The sequence below is a fragment of the Paraburkholderia lebeckiae genome, from assembly GCF_050436225.1.
GTDB lineage: Bacteria > Pseudomonadota > Gammaproteobacteria > Burkholderiales > Burkholderiaceae > Paraburkholderia > Paraburkholderia tuberum.
On record NZ_JBNDLU010000001.1, the window covers coordinates 219,766 to 241,058 of the forward strand.

Annotated in this window: 19 protein-coding genes; 11 read left to right on the forward strand and 8 right to left on the reverse strand. The window is 64.1% G+C overall.

Annotation, left to right across the window (positions count from 1 at the left end):
- Positions 1 to 39: 39 nt before the first annotated feature.
- From OKW45_RS00980 to OKW45_RS01015, 8 genes are read left to right on the forward strand one after another with little or no spacing between them, the layout of a single operon-like run.
- The gene (locus OKW45_RS00980; protein WP_429465308.1) at positions 40 to 1,173 is read left to right on the forward strand and encodes an ABC transporter permease; all 1,134 of its coding nucleotides are present in this window, start codon (positions 40 to 42) and stop codon (positions 1,171 to 1,173) included.
- Positions 1,166 to 2,092, forward strand: coding sequence for an ABC transporter permease (locus OKW45_RS00985; protein ID WP_429465310.1), 927 nt, complete (start codon positions 1,166 to 1,168; stop codon positions 2,090 to 2,092). The genes OKW45_RS00980 and OKW45_RS00985 overlap by 8 nt, the downstream gene beginning before the upstream one ends.
- Before the next feature lie 47 nt (positions 2,093 to 2,139).
- Positions 2,140 to 2,832, forward strand: coding sequence for a biuret amidohydrolase (gene biuH / locus OKW45_RS00990; RefSeq protein WP_018424443.1), 693 nt, complete (start codon positions 2,140 to 2,142; stop codon positions 2,830 to 2,832).
- A 2-nt stretch (positions 2,833 to 2,834) separates the two neighbouring features.
- A complete protein-coding gene (locus OKW45_RS00995; protein WP_429465312.1) occupies positions 2,835 to 4,469 on the forward strand; it encodes an ABC transporter ATP-binding protein in 1,635 nt (544 codons plus the stop codon).
- A gap of 3 nt (positions 4,470 to 4,472) precedes the next feature.
- Positions 4,473 to 5,471 (forward strand): formamidase, encoded by a 999-nt coding sequence (locus OKW45_RS01000; protein WP_429465314.1) that lies wholly within the window; start codon positions 4,473 to 4,475, stop codon positions 5,469 to 5,471.
- 5 nt (positions 5,472 to 5,476) lie between these two features.
- Positions 5,477 to 6,142, forward strand: coding sequence for a cysteine hydrolase family protein (locus OKW45_RS01005; RefSeq protein WP_429465316.1), 666 nt, complete (start codon positions 5,477 to 5,479; stop codon positions 6,140 to 6,142).
- Entirely contained in the window at positions 6,139 to 6,588 is a 450-nt protein-coding gene (gene hpxZ, locus OKW45_RS01010) for an oxalurate catabolism protein HpxZ (RefSeq protein ID WP_429465318.1), read from the forward strand. Before OKW45_RS01005 ends, hpxZ begins: the two co-directional genes overlap by 4 nt.
- A complete protein-coding gene (locus tag OKW45_RS01015) occupies positions 6,548 to 7,378 on the forward strand; it encodes a GntR family transcriptional regulator (RefSeq protein ID WP_018424448.1) in 831 nt (276 codons plus the stop codon). The genes hpxZ and OKW45_RS01015 overlap by 41 nt, the downstream gene beginning before the upstream one ends.
- Positions 7,379 to 7,636: 258 nt before the next feature.
- Here OKW45_RS01015 and OKW45_RS01020 read toward each other — a convergent pair whose 3' ends face one another.
- From OKW45_RS01020 to OKW45_RS01055, 8 genes are all read right to left on the reverse strand, one after another.
- Positions 7,637 to 9,499, reverse strand: a complete 1,863-nt coding sequence (locus OKW45_RS01020; protein ID WP_429465320.1) for a heavy metal translocating P-type ATPase — start codon at positions 9,497 to 9,499, stop codon at positions 7,637 to 7,639.
- A gap of 113 nt (positions 9,500 to 9,612) precedes the next feature.
- Positions 9,613 to 10,731, reverse strand: a complete 1,119-nt coding sequence (locus OKW45_RS01025; protein WP_429465322.1) for an SPFH domain-containing protein — start codon at positions 10,729 to 10,731, stop codon at positions 9,613 to 9,615.
- Positions 10,728 to 11,783, reverse strand: coding sequence for a protease modulator HflC (gene hflC / locus OKW45_RS01030; RefSeq protein WP_429465324.1), 1,056 nt, complete (start codon positions 11,781 to 11,783; stop codon positions 10,728 to 10,730). Before hflC ends, OKW45_RS01025 begins: the two co-directional genes overlap by 4 nt.
- Before the next feature lie 43 nt (positions 11,784 to 11,826).
- Positions 11,827 to 13,740 carry a protease modulator HflK gene (hflK, locus tag OKW45_RS01035; RefSeq protein ID WP_429465326.1) on the reverse strand — a complete coding sequence of 638 codons (1,914 nt, stop codon included), beginning with the start codon at positions 13,738 to 13,740 and terminating at the stop codon, positions 11,827 to 11,829.
- Between the two features lie 394 nt (positions 13,741 to 14,134).
- Positions 14,135 to 14,749, reverse strand: a complete 615-nt coding sequence (locus OKW45_RS01040; RefSeq protein WP_429465328.1) for a metal ABC transporter permease — start codon at positions 14,747 to 14,749, stop codon at positions 14,135 to 14,137.
- Positions 14,750 to 14,751: 2 nt separating this feature from the next.
- Positions 14,752 to 15,663, reverse strand: a complete 912-nt coding sequence (locus tag OKW45_RS01045) for a metal ABC transporter permease (RefSeq protein ID WP_429465330.1) — start codon at positions 15,661 to 15,663, stop codon at positions 14,752 to 14,754.
- Positions 15,664 to 15,669: 6 nt separating this feature from the next.
- Complete coding sequence (locus OKW45_RS01050; protein WP_429465332.1) at positions 15,670 to 16,491, reverse strand: metal ABC transporter ATP-binding protein; 822 nt, start codon at positions 16,489 to 16,491, stop codon at positions 15,670 to 15,672.
- A gap of 5 nt (positions 16,492 to 16,496) precedes the next feature.
- A complete protein-coding gene (locus OKW45_RS01055) occupies positions 16,497 to 17,513 on the reverse strand; it encodes a metal ABC transporter solute-binding protein, Zn/Mn family (protein ID WP_429465334.1) in 1,017 nt (338 codons plus the stop codon).
- Positions 17,514 to 17,742: 229 nt separating this feature from the next.
- On the opposite strand from OKW45_RS01055, the gene OKW45_RS01060 reads away from it, so the two are divergent.
- The 3 genes from OKW45_RS01060 to OKW45_RS01070 all read left to right on the forward strand — a co-directional run bounded on the left by OKW45_RS01060 (position 17,743) and on the right by OKW45_RS01070 (position 20,498).
- Positions 17,743 to 18,750: a CobW family GTP-binding protein gene (locus OKW45_RS01060; RefSeq protein ID WP_429465338.1), complete on the forward strand. Its 1,008-nt coding sequence runs from the start codon at positions 17,743 to 17,745 to the stop codon at positions 18,748 to 18,750.
- 105 nt (positions 18,751 to 18,855) lie between these two features.
- Positions 18,856 to 20,046, forward strand: coding sequence for a zinc metallochaperone GTPase ZigA (gene zigA / locus OKW45_RS01065; protein WP_429465340.1), 1,191 nt, complete (start codon positions 18,856 to 18,858; stop codon positions 20,044 to 20,046).
- A gap of 113 nt (positions 20,047 to 20,159) precedes the next feature.
- Positions 20,160 to 20,498, forward strand: coding sequence for a hypothetical protein (locus OKW45_RS01070; RefSeq protein ID WP_018424459.1), 339 nt, complete (start codon positions 20,160 to 20,162; stop codon positions 20,496 to 20,498).
- Positions 20,499 to 21,293: the final 795 nt, after the last annotated feature.

Genomic DNA, 21,293 nt, shown 5'->3' on the forward strand with positions numbered 1-21,293 from the left:
CGTGCTGACAGCGCAATTCGCGCAATTGAAGGAGAGACCATGCGTGCTCATGCTTCCACGGTGACGTCGTCCGGCATTGCCCGCGCGCTGCTCGGCGTGCTGCCCGCACTGCCGACGCTCGCGGCGGTCGCCGGCACGCTGCTGCTGTTCGCGATCTTTCTGCTCGTGCAGGGCCAGCCCGCGGGCGACGCGATCGTGCTGATCGCGCAAGGCGCATTCGGCTCGGCGTTCGCGTGGCAGAGCACGCTGCTGCGCGCCGCGCCGTTGATGCTCACCGCGCTGTGCGTGGCGCTGCCTGCGCAGGTCGGCCTGATCGTGATCGGCGGCGAGGGCGCGCTCGCGCTCGGCGGACTCGCTGCGGCCGTCACGCCGCAACTGCTGCCGCACGGCACGCCGTGGTTCGTCGCGACGCCCGCGATGGCGCTGGCGGGCATGATCGTCGGCGGTGCGTGGATCGGCACGGTCGGCGCGTTGCGGCAGTGGCGCGGCGTGAACGAGACCATCAGCTCGCTGCTGATGTCGTATATCGCGATTGCGTTGTTCAAGCATCTGGTCGAGGGGCCGTTGCGCGATCCGGCGAGCCTGAACAAGCCGTCGACGCTGCCGCTGCCCGATGCGTTCACGGTCGGCTCGCTGCCGGGACTCGATGTGCATTGGGGACTCTTCTGGGGCGCGCTCGCGTGCGTCGGCGCGTGGATCTTCGTGCGTCACAGCACCAAGGGTTTCGCGATGCGCGTGACGGGCGGCAACGCGCGCGCCGCGCGCCTCGTCGGCCTGCCGGTCAACTCGCTCGCGTTGACCGCATGCGTGCTCGGCGGCGCCGCCGCGGGACTCGCCGGCGTGTTCGAAGTCTCGGCGGTGCAGGGCAGCGCGAACGCGTCGCTGCTCGCGGGTTACGGCTACGCGGGCATCCTCGTCGCATTCGCTGCACGGCAGAATCCGCTCGCGATCATCGCCTGCGCGCTGATGATCGGCGGCATCGAGGCGAGCGGCAGTCTGCTGCAACGCCGCCTCGATCTGCCCGACGCAACGACGCTCGTCTTGCAAGGGCTGCTGTTCGCAAACCTGCTCGCGTGGGAAGCGCTCGGCGGCCGGCTCGCCGCGTGGCGCGTGAAGTTGCAGGCGGTCGCGCAATCCGGACTGCCGCATCCGCTGGAGCAAACTCATGCCTGATCTGCACTCGCCCGTTGCCGTGCTGCTGCTCTCGCTCTTTGCGGGCGCGATTCGCGTCAGCACGCCGTATCTTTTCGTGAGCCTCGGTGAATGCCTGACCGAGAAGGGCGGTCGCGTGAATCTCGGGCTCGAAGGCATTCTCGTGTCGGGCGCGATGAGCGGTTACGCAGGCTCGTACCTGACCGGTTCGCCTTGGCTGGGCGTGCTTATTGCCGGGTGCGCGGGCCTGCTGCTCGGTTGCCTGCACGGACTCGTCTGCTCGCTGCCGCGCGTGTCCGACATCGCGTTCGGTATCGCGTTGATGCTGTTCGGCACCGGCCTCGCGTTCTATCTCGGCAAGCCGTTCATCGAGCCGCAGGCGGCGATGCTGCGCTCGTTCGACTTCGGCGCGTGGAGCGCATCGCCGCAATTGCATAACGCGCTGCATGTGAATCCACTCTTCCTGATCGGCGTCGTGCTTGCGTTCGTTCTGCAATGGGGTTTGCGCTCCACACGCTGGGGCATGACGCTGCGGCTCGTCGGCGAAAACGCAGAGAGCGCACGGGCGATGGGCTATCCGATCACGCGCGTACGCATCGCAGCGACGGCGGTCGGCGGATTTTTCGCGGGCGTCGGCGGCGCGTATCTGTCGCTCGTTTATCCGGGCAGCTGGAACGAAGGCCTGTCGAGCGGTCAGGGGTTGATGGCCGTCGCGCTAGTGATCTTCGCGCGCTGGCAGCCGCTGCGCTGTTTGTGGGCGGCGCTGCTGTTCGGCGCGGCCGGCGCACTCGGCCCCGCGCTGCAGGCGATCGGCGTGACGAGCGGCTACTACCTGTTCAACGCCGCGCCGTACGTGCTCACGCTCGCAATCATGATCGTCAATTGCCGGCCGGATCGCACGCTCGCGGGTGCGCCCGGCGAACTGAGTCTCACGCGCTGAAACCGCCGAAGCGATCCACCTACTTTTTGTCTCACCAGGAGTCCGACATGGCCCGTTTCATCGAAGCCCGACCGTATCCGTGGCCCTACGACGGCGCGTTGCGCGCCGACAATACGGCGCTCATCATCATCGACATGCAGACGGACTTCTGCGGCATCGGCGGCTATGTCGACAAGATGGGCTACGACCTGTCGCTGACGCGCGCGCCGATCGAACCGATCAGCCGCGTGCTGGCAACGATGCGCGAGCAGGGTTTCACCATCATCCATACTCGCGAAGGACACCGGCCCGATCTGTCGGATCTTCCTGCCAACAAGCGCTGGCGCAGCCGCCGCGCGGGCACGGACGGCATCGGCATCGGCGACGACGGTCCGTGCGGCAAGATCCTCGTGCGCGGCGAACCGGGCTGGGACATCATCGACGAGCTCGCGCCGCTGCCGGGCGAGATCGTCATCGACAAGCCGGGCAAGGGCTCGTTCTGCGCCACCGATCTCGAACTCATTCTGCGCACGCGCGGCATCGTCAATCTGGTGCTGACCGGCATCACGACCGACGTGTGCGTGCATACGACGATGCGCGAAGCGAACGACCGCGGCTTCGAATGCACGGTTCTCGCCGACTGCTGCGGCGCGACCGACAAGGGCAATCACGACGCGGCGCTGAACATGGTGCTGATGCAGGGCGGCGTGTTCGGCACGGTGTCGGATTCCAGCGCGCTGATCGCGGCGCTCGGACGCTGATCATGTCGACGCTCGCCAGCATGAAACCGCTGCCGTCGCACACCGGTGCGCTCGGCATCGAGGTGCTCGGCGCGAGCAAGCGCTTCGGTGCTTTCCGCGCGCTCGACGACGTGACGCTCAAGGTGCGCGCAGGCACGCTGCACGCGCTGCTCGGCGAGAACGGCGCGGGCAAGAGCACGCTCGTGAAAGGTCTCGTCGGTTATGGCGTGCTCGACAGCGGCCAGATCGCCGCGGACGGCCGCGAAGTGCGCATTGCTTCGCCCCGCGATGCGCAGGCGCTCGGCATCGGCATGGTGTACCAGCATTTCACGCTGGCGGCGGGTTTGTCGGTGGAAGAGAACCTGCTTCTCGCGCGTGGCCGGATGCCGTGGAAAATCGACTGGCAAGCCGAACGCAAGGCGCTCGGCGCGTTCATGCGCGGCATGCCGTTCCGGCTCGCACTCGACACGCCGGTGTCGAGTCTCGCGGCCGGCGAAAAGCAGAAGCTCGAAATATTGAAGCAACTGTATCTGCGTCAGCGCTTCCTGATTCTCGACGAACCGACCTCGGTGCTGACGCCGCAGGAAGCGGACGAAGTGCTTGGCCTCATGCGCGATCTCGCGACGCGCAGCGAACTCACCGTGCTGATGATCACGCACAAATTCCGCGAAGTGATGGCCTACGCGGACGACGTCACGGTCCTGCGCAAGGGCCGCTTAGTCGGCAGTTGCGCGGTGCGCGATACCGACCGCGACCGCCTCGCATCGTGGATGATGGGCAGCGACGCCGGTTTCGACGCGCGCGCGACGGCCGGCATCGACGACGTGCGGCCCGCGCGCCGGCCGCTTGTCGTCGATGCGCCGGTGGCGCTCGAACTGTCGGCGCTGACGGTGGTGGACGATCGTGGACACGTGGCGGTGCGTGATGCGTCGCTCGCGGTGCGCGCGGGCGAGATTATCGGCCTGGCAGGCGTGTCGGGCAATGGCCAGAAGGAGCTGATCGAGGCGCTGGTCGGCCAGCGGAGCGTGCGATCGGGCGACATGCGCGTGAAGGGAGAAGCGTACCGCGCGACGCGCGAAGCGATGACGCGCCTGAAAGTCTTCGCGTTGCCCGAGGAGCCGCTGCGTAATGCGTGTGTCGCGAATCTGAGCGTCGCGGAAAATCTCGCGTTGCGCGACTTCGATCGCGCGCCGTTGCGCGCGGGCGGCTGGCGGCTCAACCGTCGCGCGTTACGCGAACGCGCCGAACAGCGCGTTGCCGAGTTCAACGTGAGGCCGCCGGTGCCGGAGCGCGCGATCGGCACGCTGTCGGGCGGTAACGTGCAGCGCGCGGTACTGGCTCGCGAACTCGGCCAGCAGGTCGATGTGCTGATCGTCGCCAATCCGGTGTTCGGCCTCGACTTCGCGTCGGTGGCCGATATACACGCCCGCATTCTCGCGGCCCGCGACGCGGGCGCGGCGGTGCTGCTGGTGAGCGAAGACCTCGACGAATTGCTGGAACTGGCCGACCGCATCGCAGTAATCGCGGAAGGGCGGCTCGTTTTCGAAACCGCCGTGGAAAACGCGGATCGCGTGGTGCTCGGGCGCCACATGGCGGGCCACAGCGACGATCGGCAACCCGAAGCGGCGGACACCGCCGCTGCCTTTCATGGAGCATGACAGATGAGTTCGAGTGGACTGGGCGGATTGAACCGCTCGCCCGCGGGCGTCGTAATCGGCCTCGTGCAATTGCAGAATCCCAATGTAGAGACGCCCGCGCAGCTCGCGGCGCAGACGCAGCGCGTGGTCGAACTGGTCGGCAAGGCGCGGCGCAACAACGCGGCGACGGATCTCGTCGTATTTCCGGAATACGCGTTGCATGGCCTTTCCATGCGCACCGACGACGCGATCATGTGCAGCCTCGACGGCCCCGAAGTGGCCGCGTTCAAGGCGGCGTGCGTCGAGCACCGCATCTGGGGCTGCTTTTCGATCATGGAGCGCAATCCAGGCGGCAATCCATACAACAGCGGACTGATCATCGACGACAAAGGCGTGATCCAGCTCTACTACCGCAAGCTGCATCCGTGGGTGCCGGTCGAGCCGTGGGAGCCGGGCAATCTCGGCGTGCCGGTCTGCACCGGGCCGCGCGGCGTGAAGCTCGGCCTGATCATCTGCCACGACGGCATGTTTCCGGAGATGGCGCGCGAAGCCGCCTACAAGGGCGCAGAAGTGATTCTGCGCACGGCGGGATACACCGCGCCGATCCGCCACGCGTGGCGCATCACCAATCAGTCGAACGCGTTCCAGAATCTCGCGCAGACGGCGAGCGTCTGTCTGTGCGGCAGCGACGGCACGTTCGATTCGATGGGCGAGGGCATGTTCTGCGATTTCGACGGAACGGTGATTGTGGAGGGCAGTCATCGCCCGGACGAGGTCATCGTCTGCGAGATGCGGCCCGATCTCGTGCGCGAGGCGCGGATCCATTGGGGCGTCGAAAACAACATCTATCAGTTCGGACACCGCGGCTACGTTGCGGTGAAGGGCGGCGCGCAGGATTGCCCCTATACGTTCATGCATGACATGGTGCGCGGCGAATATCGTTTGCCTTGGGAGGCCGAGGTGCGCGTGACCGATGGCACTCCTTGCGGCTTCGCACCGCCGGAACGCACTTACAAGGGGTGACTGCCATGCCGATCGTCAACCAGGCGTTACCGTCGCCGTTCGCGTTCGAGCCGTCGAAGACGGCGCTCGTCGTGATCGACATGCAACGCGATTTCATCGAGGCGGGCGGATTCGGCGCGGCGCTCGGCAACGACGTGTCGCTGCTCGCGGACATCGTGCCGGATGTCGCGCGGCTGATCGCGCATGCGCGCACGCGCGGCTGGCACGTCGTGCACACGCGCGAATCGCACGTGCCTGATCTGTCCGATTGTCCGCCGGCGAAACGTCTGCGTGGGCAGCCGCGCGCGCGCATCGGCGACAAAGGGCCGATGGGACGCATACTCGTGCGAGGCGAACCGGGTAATGCAATCATCGACGCGCTCGCGCCGATTGAAGGTGAACTCGTGATCGACAAGCCGGGCAAGGGTGCGTTCTACGCGACGCGGCTCGGCGAAGAGCTTGCGATGCGCGGCGTCACGCATCTCGTGTTTGCCGGCGTAACGACTGAAGTGTGCGTGCAGACCTCGATGCGCGAAGCGAATGATCGCGGTTACGACTGTCTCGTGATCGAAGACGCGACCGCGAGCTACATTCCCGCGTTCAAGGAAGCAACGCTGGCGATGATCCGTTCGCAAGGCGGCATCGTCGGCTGGACTGCGACGCTCGAACAATTGCTGGAGGCCGACGCTTGACCACATCGCCTGTCATCAACGACCCGGCGATCGTCGCCGAAGTGACCGCCGTGTTCGAAGCCTACGAACGCGCGCTGGTCGATAACGACATCGACACGATGAACGTGTTGTTCTGGGACGCACCGGAAACGGTACGCTATGGAATTGCCGAAATCCAGCACGGCGGCGAGGAGATTCGCGCGTGGCGGGAATCGTGCGTGCCGGTGCCGGCTTCGCGCAGACGGCATCGCACGATCGTGACGACGTTCGGCCGCGACTATGCGACGGTCAGCACCACGTTCACCAGCGACGCCACGCCGCTGGTCGGCCGTCAGATGCAGTCGTGGGCGCGGCTTGGCGCGCACGATGCGCCGTTCGGCGGCTGGATCGTCGTTGCTGCGCACGTGAGCCTGATCGAAGCGCCCGATGTGCCCGACGTGCAAGCCGCCCACGGGAAACGCGGATAATGCCGGGACGATTTGCAGGAGACTGGTCATCGAACCCAAACGGCTGACCGAAGCTAAAGACCCGATCGACGAACCCGACGACGTGGCGCCTGATGCGTCGAAAGTCGTCTATGGCGCGAACCCGCTTGCCGAGCAGGTGTATCTGCAACTCAAGCAGGACATTTTCGACTTCCGGCTGTTTCCGGGCGATCGCTTCTCGGAGACTGACATCGCGCAGCATTACGGCGTGTCGCGCACACCGATGCGCGACGCGCTGTTCCGTCTGCTACGCGAAGGCTATCTGGAAGTCGGTTTCCGGCGCGGCTGGAAAGTGTGCAACATCGACTTCGAGCGGCTCGATCAGCTGTACGACCTGCGCATCGTGCTCGAACTGGCTGCTATAGAGCGTGTGACGAGCGGCTCGAACAATCGCGCGATCGACGCGCTCAAGGCCATCTGGTGCGTGCCGCGCGACGCACGCGAGACCGATCCGGCGCGCATGTTCCGGCTCGACGAAGGCTTTCATCGCGGGCTGGTGGAAGCGACGGGCAACGCCGAAATGCTACGCGTGCATAACGAAGTGACCGAGCGCATTCGCATCGTGCGACGACTCGATTTCCTGAAGCCGCATCGCACCGACGCAACCTACGACGAGCACGCCACGATGCTCACGCTGATCGAACGCGGAAAGCTCGCCGAAGCGGGCATTATGCTGCGCGCGCATGTGACGCAGAGCAAGCTCGAAGTCCGCAAGATCACTGTTTCGATGCTCGCGCAGGCGCGGGACAGCAAGTTGCCGTTTGTGAGTTGAGGTAGGAGGGGTCGTGACTGATCTTCACGTCGCGAGCGGCCAATTTGAATGGAATGAACGCCCCCACCCAGTCGGTCCGTGTGTGCGATCCACTGCTATGCGGCACTTCTGTCAGTTGGAGAAGTGGTTGATCATACTCATCTGGTCAACCGAACCAAGGGATCTGTCATGGCACATATGATCGTGGGTGTGGACATCGCAAAGAACGTAATGCAGGTTCACTGGGGTGGATCCGGATAGCGGCGAAATCGTGATACATCAGCACCCAGGGCCGGTCTGATCGCTATGATCCTCCATTCGCAGCAGGCGCCCCGCATTGGCAATTACAATGAACGTGCCAAGGTTATGCAACAGCGCGATCCAGACGGCGCTTAACGTGCCCGTCGCCGCCAGCACAATCACCGCGACCGTCCACGCCAGGCCGATCGCTACATTGGTGGTCGCCGTGTGCAGGCAGCGCCGCCCAAGCTGCACGCAGGTCACAATACGTCGCAAATCGTCGCCGAGCAGGACGACATCGGCCGAGGCCACCGCAATGTCGATGCCGCGCTCGCCCATTGCAATGCTGGTAGGCCCCGCCTTGATGGCCAGGACGTCGTTCAGGCCATCGCCGACCATCAGGGGATGATAGCCGGCCGCCATCTCCTGCACGACATAGTCAAGCTTGTCATGCGGCAATGCCTCAGCTACGACGATCCCAATACCTGTTTCCGCCGCGAGCTTGCGAGCAATGGGTTCGCGATCGCCGGTCAGAAGAGTCTGCCGCGTCAACCCGAGTTCCCGTAACTCGGCGAGGGCGTCCTTCGCCTCCGCGCGCAGCGCGTCGGCGAAACCGAACCACGCCAGCAAGCGGCCGTTCAAGGCGAGTCCCACGCAGGGACCCTCGATCTCGCGCGGCGGTTGCGGCAAGGCCTGCACGTAGTCCGCGAGCAAACCGTGGCGGCCAAGCACGGCGACGCCTTCAGCAGTATCGGCCACGATGCCGAGGCCTCTCAGTTCGCGAGCCTGTTCGAGCGGCGCCTCTTCGACGCCCGGATTGGCATCCGCCGCATAGCGCACCAGCGCACGACTCACCGGATGCGCACTGCCTCCGCCAAGGCGCCCCGCCAGTTCCAGCACCTGCGAAGCATCGACGCCCGGTTCCAGCAACACCTTCTCGACGCGCAATTCGCCGTAAGTCAGCGTGCCGGTCTTGTCGATCACCAGCGAATCGATCTGCGCAAACTTGTCGAGAAACGCTGCGTTCCTGAACAGGATGCCGTGCCGCGCGCCCGCGGCGATTCCGGCAATAGCCGTGGACGGCGCGGCGAGCACCAGCGCGCACGGGCACGCCGCAACGATGACCGCCAGCATCGCCGAGGCATTTGCCGAGGCGAACCATACGATTGCCGCGATCAGCAGGACGAGACACAGATAACCGCCCATGTAGCGCTCGAGTATCTGCGTAATCGGTGGCTTTGCCTGCTCGGCTCGCTGCATCAATTCGATGATCCTGCCGAGTGTCGAGTGTTTGCCCGCGTGCGTGACGTCGATGCGTAGCGGACCGTCGAGATTCATTGCACCGCCGAAAACGGCTGTCCCCTGCGCGACGTCGAGCGGCACGGACTCGCCGGTAATCGGCCCATTGTCGACGCTCGACTGGCCATGCTGGACGACGCCGTCGGCGGGAATCCGTGCGCCGGCCACCACTTCGATCTGGTCGCCGGCCTGCAGCGCGTCGTATGGCACTTTTTCGATCGAACCGTCTGCCCGAATGCGTCGCACCTTGCCCGACGCCAGCCGGCCGAGCGCCCGGATCGCCTCCTGCGAGCCGAGTACGCTGCGCTCTTCAAGCGCGTGGCCGAACGTCATGACGATCGGCAACAGAGCCGCCGTGGCCATATCTCCCACGGCCCACGCAGCCAACATCGCCAGCGCGATCAGGCGGTCGGTCACGCCGTGCAGACTGGGCGACTTAAGGCTATGCCACGCGCTTGCGAACACCGGCCCGGCCACGACCAGCGACGCAAGTCCGGCGAGTACCTGCGCCAGCGTTTCATCCGCCGGGGCGAAAGCATGCCACGCTGTCGACAACACCAGCAGGCCGCCGGCCAGCAGCGCAAGCGCGATGTGCCGCGTCATCGCCCGCTGTTCGGTTGCCGACAAGGCGATCGGCCTGCCCTGAGTGAGGCCGTCGGTGTGATTCGCGTGCGACGCTTGGTCGTCAGTGTGTCCTGGGTGCCCGATCCTCGCGCTCATCTCGCATTCCCCGGCAGGATCAGGTTCGATGTGTTGTGCGGGTCGACGGTCGTCACGCGGGCCGCTTTCGAGAGGATCAACTGCACCCGGTCCCGATAGACGCGCGCGAGAAGGCCCGGATCGCTGTTATTGCGCAATGGCGCTTCCAGTTGCTGAATGGTCAAGGTTTTCGCCCGTGCGGTGGCGACGCGTTCAACGGCACTCGCCTGTGCGTTCTGCACGATCCGGTCCGCGTCCTGTTGGGCATCCTGCCGGGTCTTCTCGGCGGCCGTGCGTGCTTCGGCCATGCTGCGCTCGGCCACCTGCAATGAGGTCAGGACCGAATTGAACGCACTGACGGCGGCAGCAGGGAATGCCGCCTCGACATCGACTCGCGCAACTTCGACGCCGAGTCCCGCATGCTGCGCATCGAGTTGCCGCAGGTGCCGCTCGATTTCCTGCGCGAGATCGCCGCGCAAGCGCTCACGCTTGACGGCCAGTTGCTGATCTGCCGACAGCCGTTCCGGCCGCGCGACCAGGATCGCATCGAGGTTGCGCTGCGCCACAACCGCGACCGCCGACGCCGACACGATCCGCTCGAGCGCGGCATCGAGCCGGTCTTTTTGCAGCACATAGGCGTAGGTATCGACCACCCGGTAATACAACGTGGCATGCAACTGCAAGACGCCGTTGTCGCCGGTCAGCAGGTAACCCGAGCCGGCGAGCGCATCGGGCAACAGCGCGCCGGCTGCCGGCGCAGTTGGCAAACCACTCGGCCCTGTCGCGCCGTCCGCGTCAGACAAGGGCGGCACTTCCGGCAAATGGGCGTCCGCGTCGCGCGCGCGCGGATCGCGTTCGAGCGACTGAATGCGTTGTTCGAGCACGCGCGCACTGCCAGGAACCATCAGGGTCGACTCGAACGGACGCGGCCAGGCAATCAGTAGGCCCGCGTCCTGGGTGCGCACGAATGCGCCGAAGCGCAGCACGACCGCGCGGCTGTCGGGCGGAATGCGCCGGATGTTTGAACCGGCCCATGCGCATGCGGCGAGAACAGTGACGGCTACCACGAACCAGAACGAGACCCGAACCGCCTGTGCGCCGGGCCCGAGCGGCGGCAAGCTGGTGTCCGTGGTCATCGCGCGGCCCTGGAATTTTTCGACGCCGAAGCGGACACCATGCCCGCGCCCGCCTGCCGCGACGGCTCGGCCCCCAGGTCGACGGGCCCCCGCACCAGTGCCTCGAACGGCGCCGCATCGGTGCGCAGGATCAGGTTCGTATTGGCGCTGACCACGGAGTCGAGCGTGTCGAGCGAGCGCAACATCGTATAAAGGCGCGGATTGCCGGCATAGGTGTTGCCATAGATCGCGGCGGCGTCCTGGCGGGACTGCGCTTCGATCTGCGCAGCATTGACGTTCGCGTCGGCAACCACCAGACGGGCGTCGCGGTCCGCGTCCGAGCGGATCTGCGCGGCCTCGCGATTGCCGTCCGCCGTACGCTGCGCAGCAACCGTCTCGCGCTCCGCGCTCATCCGGCTGACCGTCGCCGCGAGTGTCACCGCGGGCAACGTCAGGCGCTCCAGTCCCACTTGAACGACATGCACGCCGTAGGCCGAGTAAAGCTGCGCGTCGATCTGACTGCGCAGTGCGTCCTCGAACGCGGAGATGCGTACCCGTGAGGGATCCGTGTTGACGAGCGACGCCAGCTCGAAGCCGGCCGACGTGGTTTGTAATGACGAACCGAGCAGCGAGCGGATTTGCTGCGCGGCCTCGTCGGGCCGGTTGCCCACGGCCCGAACAAAGCGGCGCACGTCGTTCGGATCCGCAGCGACTTTCCACGCGACGTAGGCCTGCACGATGATGCGCAAGCCGTCACGCGTACCCACGTCCTGCAAGCCACTCGATGTCGTATGCAGGCGCAGATCGACCGGCACCGCCGCTTCGATCGGCGCGGGCAAACGCCACGCGAGACCGGGTTCGAGCAGCACGCGCACGGGTCGCCCGAAGCGCGTGATCACCGAGGCCTCACCCGCCCGCACCGAAATGAAGCTCGCCACGACAAACGCGATGACGACGCACAGCGCGGCAAGCAGGACGCGCACGTAGAATGGACCACCGCGAGCCGCCTGTCCGTTGCCGTGATCGTGGTGGTGATGCCCGTGGCCATTGGTATGCGAATGGAACAAACTCATGAAGTCACCTTGAGAACAGCCTGTCCGGCGTGTGGCGCGCGCATTAGTTGCTACGACGGAAGCCGGCGAGATCGCCGGCCGTGAAAGTGCGCAGATCGAGGGTCGCGCGCTGGTCGGCGACCAGCCGGTCGTCGATCACCGTGATGCGCGCGTTCTGCAATCCACGCTGCAACCGCGCCAGGTAGTACTCGAACGCAAAGGCCGGTCCGCCCAGACGGTATGCCACCGTGTCGGCGGCAAAATCGATCTGCTGCACATGCGCCGACGCAAGCGTGTCTGCCGCTCGCGCCGAAGCCTGAGCGACCCCGCTGAGCGCCTGTTGCCGTGCATTGCCCAGCAATTGCGCCGCGAAGCCATGCGCCCTGGCGACACTTGCCTGCGCGCGGATCTGCGCGGCCTGCACGTCGTGATAAGCCGAGGCAGCGCCCGCTGGCGGGTGCACGCTCTCGATGACGACCGCCACGACTTCGATGCCGCTCGCGAGCTGATCGAGTTGCCGCTGAACCGCGCCGCGCACCTTTTCAGCAATGGCGGTCTGGCTTGTCTCGAGCAAAGCCTGCAGCGTATGCGAGGCGAGGTAGTGCATCACCTCGCGATTGGCGATCGAGCGGACCGTGCTTTCCGGATCGACCGACCGGTACAGCGCGGCCCGCGCGGCAGCGTCGCTCAAGCCCACGCGGTAATCCAGCCGCACATCGGCGTTGACGATCTGAAAGCTCTGCTGATCGCCGGTGGCGCCGGCGATCACCTGGCTCGTCTCCCATGGATGCTGGACGTCCCAGAGACGGTTCAACTGCTCAGACGTCGGACCGTCGGCGTCGACGGAGGGTGCCGCGACGCTGCTGTCCTCTGCGCCACCCGAGACGATGAGTTGATGCACCGCGCCGTTGTCGACAAGTCGGGCCTTGCCGAACGGCCAGGGCATGCCGATATGCAGCCCGGGCGACCACACGGCCACCGGCGCGCCGAATCGCTCGTATACCGCGCGTTGCGAAGGGTCTAGCACCACGACGGAGGTCAGCAACCACGCACAGACGGCCATCGTCACTATCGTGGCGGGTAACAGCCGCATGACACTGCGCAGCACCCAGTTCTGGCGCAGATCGATGCCATAGCGGTCATGCAATTCGGCGCCGATCGACGCCAGCGGCGAGCGGCGATAATGCAATAGCCCGGCAAGCACGCTCGATGGCACATGCGTCGCATGTTCACCGGCGCGCGGCGGGAAGATCCGTAGAAGAAGCGTGCGCATCGCCATTTCGACGGCAATGGCCGCACAGAAGACTGCGGCAATATGCACGACCAGATCGAGCGTCATATGCGCGTAGACCAACCATCCGGCCGACAACGCCGCCCCGAGTGCGCACAGGAGTAGAACGCGCAGCAGGCCCGCCAGCGACGCGGACAGCGAGTCACGCGAGCGCTGCGCGTCGTGGGCGTAAAACCGTTCGGCAACGAGCGTGAAAAAAGCCAGAGTCAGCGCAGCCGCGCCGCTGACGATCGTGAGGGACGGCGCAACCATCGCGTGGATTAGCACGTCAGGGGCCAAGGGCTGGAACGCCATTGCGGCGATCGCCACGGACAGTCCGGCGCACATGGCAACGCACCAGGGCTGCCAGCGAAGGATGCGCACGAGGTTGCCGAGGTCCGGCTTTCCGGCGTCGCGCGAGACGACTTGCTTCACGAAACTTACGCCGCGCTTCCAGATCGATTCCTTCTCCGGACATGCCGGTGCGCGCGCTGCCGACGAACGCCAGAGCGCAACGATAAGCACGTTCAGGCATGCGCTCGCCATCACCGCGCTCCAGCGCAAATCGATGGGCACGCTCTTCGACAGGCTCAAAACGCCCAGCACCCCTGCCAATGCCGCAGCCACCCATCCGGGCAGCAAGGCATCGTTACGTCCGGCCGACCGCTCACGCGCGTCACTTTCTTCCCGCCTCTCCCGCGTCGACATCAGCGATCCTTACCAATCAATTACAAACTGTGTGAGGAACAACGTCCCCGAAGGCAGTTGCCATGATCTGCGAGGCGCAATTTAACGCGACAGGTGGGGAAACTCAAGGTTGTCCGTCGACAGGAATCAACGGCCATAAAGGGAGCAGACTCTGGAGGTTGTCGCGACGCCATCAGGCGCGCTCATTCTGCATGAACCTAGGTTCGCGAAACACCTGCCAGCGACCAGGCTCGTGCCCGGGTCCATACCTGCCCCACTCCGTAACAGGCGGCCCCAAGGATGCCAACGAAGAAACCGACTGGCCAGTTGGAGACATAGGAGAGGGCGATCGATGTCCACACCGTGACGAGCGAAATTCCAACCGACACGCATATCGCAAGGATCGGCCGGTCAGTCAGCGAGCGGGCCGCAGCCCGGGCCCAATCATCAGGCTGAACACCAGCAGCGCGCCTACTACGGGGAGCGCCATTGCCGTCGCAAGCGCCAGGATGCTCATGAACGCAAGTTCCATCGCGCGGCTCGATACGCCTCTCGCCTTCGCCAGAGCGGGCGATACCGAACTGAGCAGGAGTGGCCGGAAGAGCACAACCGTAACCGCAATCGAGAACCCGCTGATCGCGGCAACCGGCGCGAGATCGGTGTTGCTCACGCCCAATACTTCGCCGAAGAGAAGGGCATAGACCGCTTGTGAATACTCGCTCGTCATGCTCAGGAACAGCGCCCCGAGGCCTAGCAGCGTGACGAGGCACAGGGCGGTTGCGACTTGGTGACTTCCGCGCCGGCCCAGCCAACTGATTCCGATCACGCCGAGACCAGCGAAGACGATCAGGCCGAAGAGCGGATTGATACCGAGCAGGCTTGCCGCTGCAGCACCCGGAAAGGTGCCGAGCGGCAAGGCGTGCGCGGCGAACGAGGCGCCTCGAATCACCACGAAGAATCCGATGAATCCGGCGACCGCTGCTACGATGCTCGCCACGATCCATGTGTTGGTCATGAAGCTGGAGAACATGGTCAGGCCTCACCCGGTTCACGGGTGTTCAGGGCGATCCGCGCGCCCGTTGGGGGCTTTCGTACCGGTCCGGCGCGACCTGTGATGACATACAGGGCGAAGATGAGCGTCACCACGAAGAAGCTCACTGGCCAGCCGTGCCCGCGTGTCCAGTAGTAGCTGTCGTACGCGAGCAGGATGCCACCCCAGGTCGTGCCCAGGCCGATTAACGCGGACAGACCCGTGGCCCAGCCTGGCCGCTTTGCCAACCTCAAGGCGATCGCCGCCGGACCTATCAGGAGTGCGGTCGACAGGATGGCGCCGACGGTAATAGCTGATAGGGAAACGGCCAGCGCCAATACCAGCAGGTGCAGGAGTCCGACCGTCCGTACCCGCACGCCCATGACCGCGGCCAGCTCTGGGTCGACGGAGCTGAGCAGCAAGGGACGATAAAGCACGCCCGCGGCAATCAACGCCCCCGTACCCACCGCCAGCGCGAGCGGAATGATCGATGCCGGAATGGCGAACATTGATCCGAACATGACGGTGATAGCCGCTCCAGTCGTGCTTTTCGATGTCACGTCGAGGTAAAGAAACAGCGCGGCAAGACCAAGCCCCGCGCCCAGCACGACGCCGGTCACGAGATCGCGCTCACGGGCGCGGCGCACCCGCACCAGTTCCATGCCGCCCGCTGCCATGACCGCCATGATGAGAAATCCCAGCAACGGGTTGATGCCGAGCAGGAACGACGCAGCACCGCCCGCGCTGCTCACATCGGCCAGCGCGTGGCCGGCGAAGGACTGGCCCTTCATGACGGTGAATACGCCAATTACGCCGGACACGACTGCGGCGCCGCCGCCGACTACCATCGCGGTATGCACCGGTTCGCTGCTAAAGAAGCCCGGTTCAAAGATCAGGGTGAGCAGGGAATCCATCTTGAATCAGGGAACCTGCGCAATGTGGGCGGGGTCTCGCCGAACGGCGGCAAGCATTTCGGCCTCGGTGCCGGCGGCAATCACCAGCACGCGGCCGTGCACGCGGACGACATCGATGTGATAGCCGTACAGTCTGCTCAGGACCTCGGTACGCACCACTTCGTCCGTCGCCCCGCTCGCTGCGTGGCCATTGGCGAGGTAGACGATCCGGTCCATCACCGGCAACAAGGGATTCATGTCATGCGCCGAAAGCAGGACCGCAAGCCCGTGCTCGACGCTCAGGCGGCGCAACAGCGCGACAATTTCGGCGACGCTGCGCATGTCGAGGTTGGCCAGAGGTTCGTCCAGCAACAGCAGCCGGGGACGGCGAACCAGAGCGTGTGCGATCAGTACCCGCTGCTGCTGGCCTCCGGATAGTTCCCCGATGCGCTGGTCGGCGAAAGGCTCTGCATCCACGGCTTTGAGCATCCCGTCGACCGCCTCGCGGCGCTTGTTCGACGGTAACGGCAAGCCGAGCCTGTGGCCCTCGAGGCCGAGCGACACCAGATCCCGCGCACGCATCGGGAGGTAGGGGTCGAGCGCGATCTTCTGTGGGACGTAACCCACCGAGGTCAGGCTGCGCGCACCATTGATCCTGATGCTACCTGCACTCGCTACCTGGAAGCCGAGGATCGTACGCAGCAGCGTGGTCTTGCCCGAACCGTTCGAACCGATAAGGCCGCAGAACTCTCCCGCTTCCAGACTGAAACTCACCTCATGTAGCACGCTGTGCCCCGGGAAAGAGACGCTCACCCGGTCGACCGCAAGGACCTCGTTGCCATGGCACATGCGGCTCACTGCGCAGCCTGCAAGGTTTCGGTGGACACCTTGGAAGTCACAGCCTTTTCCAGGGCATTGACTTCCGCCAGCATCCACGACTGGTAAGTAAAGCCGGGGGTTGGCATGGTCTCGTAGACGCCGACCACCGGAATACCATTTTTCCTGGCCAGATTGAGGAACGACTGGGTGAGCGCATCCGTGACCTGCTGGTTGTAGACGAACACCTTGACCTTGCGGTCCGTGTACAGGCTGTTCTGTTTCGTCACGTCCTGCGGAGAGGGATCGGTGCCGTTCATGATCGCCGCCTGCAGGCTGAAGGGTGTGGCGATATCGGTGCCGACCGCTTCGAGCATGTAGTTGGCGACCGGCTCCGTCACCGCGACAGGCGTTTTCGCATAGTGCGCCTTGAACGATGCAATCGCAGCCAGCCAGGGCTTGAGTGATGCGTCGAACTTCTTCACGTTGGCTTGAAAGTAGGCTGCCTGCGCGGGGTTCAATGCGGAAAGGTCCGCCGCCACTGCCTTCGCAACCGACGGCATGGTTTTCGGGTCGTACCAGAGGTGCGGGTTCGGCGTGCTGTCGGGCAGGCCGAGCAGGTGTTGGGCGTCGATGACCTTGCGTTTGCTGTTGGGCGCTGCTGCGATGATCTTGTCGGCCCAGGCGTCGTATCCCACGCCGTTCTTGACGATCAGATCGGCGGAAGCAATCTGTGCTGCCACCTTCGGGTTGACCTCGAAGGCGTGTGGATCCGTATTGGGATCCGTTTCGATCGCGCTCACCTGAACGTACTTGCCGCCGATCTGGGCGATGACGTCGGCGTACTCGTTTTCCACACCGATGGCGTTGATTACGCCAGCCGCCGCTGATGCCGCCATGGCGCTTCCCTGATGCGCGGCAAGCAGTACCAATGCAGCCAAAAGGCTACCGATGGACTTTCGTGCGGCGCGCCAAACAAACCGGTTTGGCTGTCCTGAACTCCAGGATAAGCGGTGCTGAACGGAGTTGTGAAGCGTGGCGGCGATTTTTTTCATTGGCGTTTCTGGTCACGAAAAATAGAATTCCGATAGGATTAGATACGTTATAACATAACAAATGTGGTGTCCAACGTTTCCACCGGACAGACGGGCCGTCCCGGACCGTGGCATCAGCGAGGCGGGCTGTCACCGCATTGGGGGCACCTCGACCGTAACCATTTGCTCAGCGCCCAGGCACCTCGGTGGGCGAACATGATTGAGCGCGTGCCGCTCACAGGAGAATGCAATGCAAGATGCAACCGGCTTCCAGCGTATCCCGACAACCATCCTGACCGGCTTCCTCGGTGCCGGAAAAACGACCCTGCTGAACCGCATCCTGACCGAGCATCACGGCGGACGCGTTGCGGTCATCGAAAACGAGTTCGGCGAAGCGGGCATCGACAACGAATTGCTGGTGCAGGACGGTAACGAGCAGATTGTCGAAATGAACAATGGCTGTATCTGTTGCACGGTGCGTGGCGACCTGGTGCGTATTCTTTCGACGCTCGCCGCGCGACGGGAGTCAGGAGAACTCGCGTTCGAGCGGGTCATCATCGAGACAACGGGACTTGCCGATCCGGCGCCCGTCGCGCAAACGTTCTTTGTTGACGATGTCGTGCAGGAGAAATACCTGCTCGACGCCATCGTGACGGTGGTCGACGCGCGGCATGGCGGCGAGCAGCTCGACGAACATCACGAAGCGCAGGAGCAGGTCGGATTCGCGGACCGTATCCTCGTATCCAAGGTGGACCTCGTTGGCGAAGAGCAGGCGCAGCAACTGATGCGCCGGTTGCGGCAGATGAACCCGCGCGCGACGATCAGGCCAGCACATTTTGGCGAGACGGACCTGAAGCAACTGCTCGACATCCGCAGCTTCAGTCTGGATGCCATCGTCGACATCGAGCCGGATTTCCTTGAAGACGTTTCGCACGAGCATGACGACGATGTGACGTCCTTCGTCTACCGCACTACTGCGCCTCTGGATCGGGACAAGCTCGAGGCGTTCTTCAGCGCCACGGTTGCGATCCATGGTGCCGCGATGCTGCGCTACAAGGGCGTGCTGAACCTGGCCGGTGTCGACCGCCGCGCAGTGTTCCAGGGCGTACACATGATTTTTGGCGCGGATATCGGTAAGTCCTGGGGCGCGAATGAAACGCGCGAAACCCGGATTGTTTTCATCGGTAAACAGTTGCCACATGATCTTTTCAAGGCGGGCCTCGACAACTGTATGGTTGGCGAAGTCCTGCAGAACTGACACGAAGGATCGCAAGCCTGCTTGCCGCGCACACGCCTCGGCCAGCAGGCTGGCCATGTCGATTCGTGCGATCTTCTTCACCACGTTTGAGGCTCCACTTTTTCCATGCACAAGCTCCCCGTCACCGTACTGTCCGGCTTTCTCGGCGCGGGCAAGACTACGCTCCTGAACCACGTCCTGAATAACCGCGAAGGCAAGCGGGTGGCCGTAATCGTGAACGATATGTCGGAAGTCAACATCGACGCTCAGCTGATTCGCGACGGCGGCAGCCAGCTCTCGCATATCGACGAAAAGCTCGTCGAAATGAGCAACGGTTGCATTTGCTGCACATTGCGCGAGGACCTGCTGATCGAGATCCAGCGGCTCGCGCGGGAGAAGCGCTTCGACTATCTGCTGATCGAATCCACGGGCATATCCGAGCCCTTGCCGGTGGCGGAAACCTTCACGTTCCGCGACGAACAAGGTCACAGCCTCTCGGATATCTCTCGCCTGGACACGATGGTGACGGTCGTCGACGCCTATAACTTTGTGCGCGACTACGGTTCCCACGACTTCCTGGCGGATCGCGGCGAAACGATGGGCGGGGAAGACCGCCGCACCGTGGTCGATCTGCTGACCGAGCAAATCGAGTTCTGCGACGTGATCGTGCTGAACAAGACGGACCTTGTGAGCGCAAGCGATTTGGAGTTGGTCAAAGGCGTGCTGCGGGTGCTGAACGCCCGCGCGAAGATCGTCGAAAGCCGCTTTGGCCAGGTGCCGATCGGGCAGGTTCTCGATACCGGCCTGTTCGACTTCGAAGCCGCTGCGCAAGCGCCTGGGTGGCTCAAGGAGATGCGCGGCGAACACATTCCCGAAAGCGAACAATATGGCATCACCAGCTTCGTCTACCGCGCGCGCCGTCCGTTTCATCCGCAGCGTTTCTTCGACTGGATTCAGTGCGAATGGCCGGGCGTCGTGCGCTCGAAGGGGTACTTCTGGCTAGCCTCGCGCAACCATGCGGTCGGCGAATGGTCGCAAGCCGGCGCGATCTCGCGTCACGGACGCGCCGGGACCTGGTGGGCGGCCGTGCCCAGGCACGCCTGGCCGCAGGAGCCCGAAGCACAGGCGATGATCCGAAGCCGCTGGCATGAGCGTTTCGGGGATCGTCAACAGGAACTGGTCCTGATCGGCACCGGAATGGACGAGGCAGCCCTGCGTGCGTCCTTTGATGCCTGCCTGCTAAGCGAGGACGAACTGGCCCGTGATGAAGTCGCGTGGCACAAATTTGCCGACCCGTTCCCTGAGTGGACGCAGTAAGGTGTGTCCACCCAGGCAGTAACCTGGCACCAGGCATACTCAATCGCATTGAGGTCCTTCGCCTGCCTGGTGCGGGGCACTCAGGCGAGTTCAACCGGGCCGTGGTCGTCGCAATGATCGCCGTGCGGATGGTGCAGGTGGCCGTTGACCAGGTAGTCGACGTGATCGCCATGCGGTACCGCATCGTGGCCGCATCCCGGCCCGTGGACATGTCCCGGCTCATGACCGCCGCAGTTGGAAGTACATTGATCCGGATTTTTTGCGCTCACCTCCACCCGGTGTTCGTCCACGTGATCGCCATGGGGATGGTGCAGGTGACCATCATGCAGATAGTCAATGTGATCGCCATGCCTTATCGCAGTGTGTCCGCAGTTCGGACCGTGCTGATGGTCATGATGGGCATGATGCGGTTCGTTGCAGGTGCTCATAGCGATGCTCCTCGACTCACGTGATAGTGAACGCATGACGTGGGCTTCGCGGCGTGCCAGCAACCGGCAACGGTTAATCCGGCCAGATGTTAAGCGATCCTCCTCACGCACGGTGAAGCCAACGCCCCTTAGTTTCCCTCTAAATGATGCCATACCCCCAATAAAGTAAACGCGTCCGTGCTTTAATTAACTGGCGCGGCGGGTTCGATAGTCGGAAAACATCGGGCTTGCCTTGCAGGTCAGCGGCAAAACGCGTCATTCCTCCTTCGGTGGCTCATCAAATTCAAGACGGCGGATGCTCCACACACGTGTTCAGCCATGTCGCTGATGACACGCTTTACGTGCTCGTCAGCTGCTACATAGAAAATCTGTTTCCGCCGATCGGCGCGCAGCAGCCGGGTTGCTCGCAAAAACCGCAGGTGATGAAAGAGTCACGTCGCCAATAGATGACGCACCGCCGCATGCACGGAAATACTGCGGTTGCCCGCCTCCTGCTAGGGCTAGGGATATCGACTTCGACCGATGGTTCTCGACACATTAACGGTGGCCGGCACCGATGTCACGAATCGCTTTGCCACAAAGCTTTGCCCAGTTCGACCGACGTCGAATGGCTGGGTCCCAGGCTCGAACGTGTACGAAGGGTCGAATTGAGCGATTAGCTATCCGCAACCGAGCGATTGCGGCTGCACCTTCAAGGTGGGGCCGTCGCGAGGCCTGATGTCCGTGCCGGGGCGCGGCGTGCCGGACTTGTGGCCAGCCGCGCTCGCAACAGGTCGTCGGGCTATTTGCCAAAATGTGAACGTCGTTTATGATAGCGAA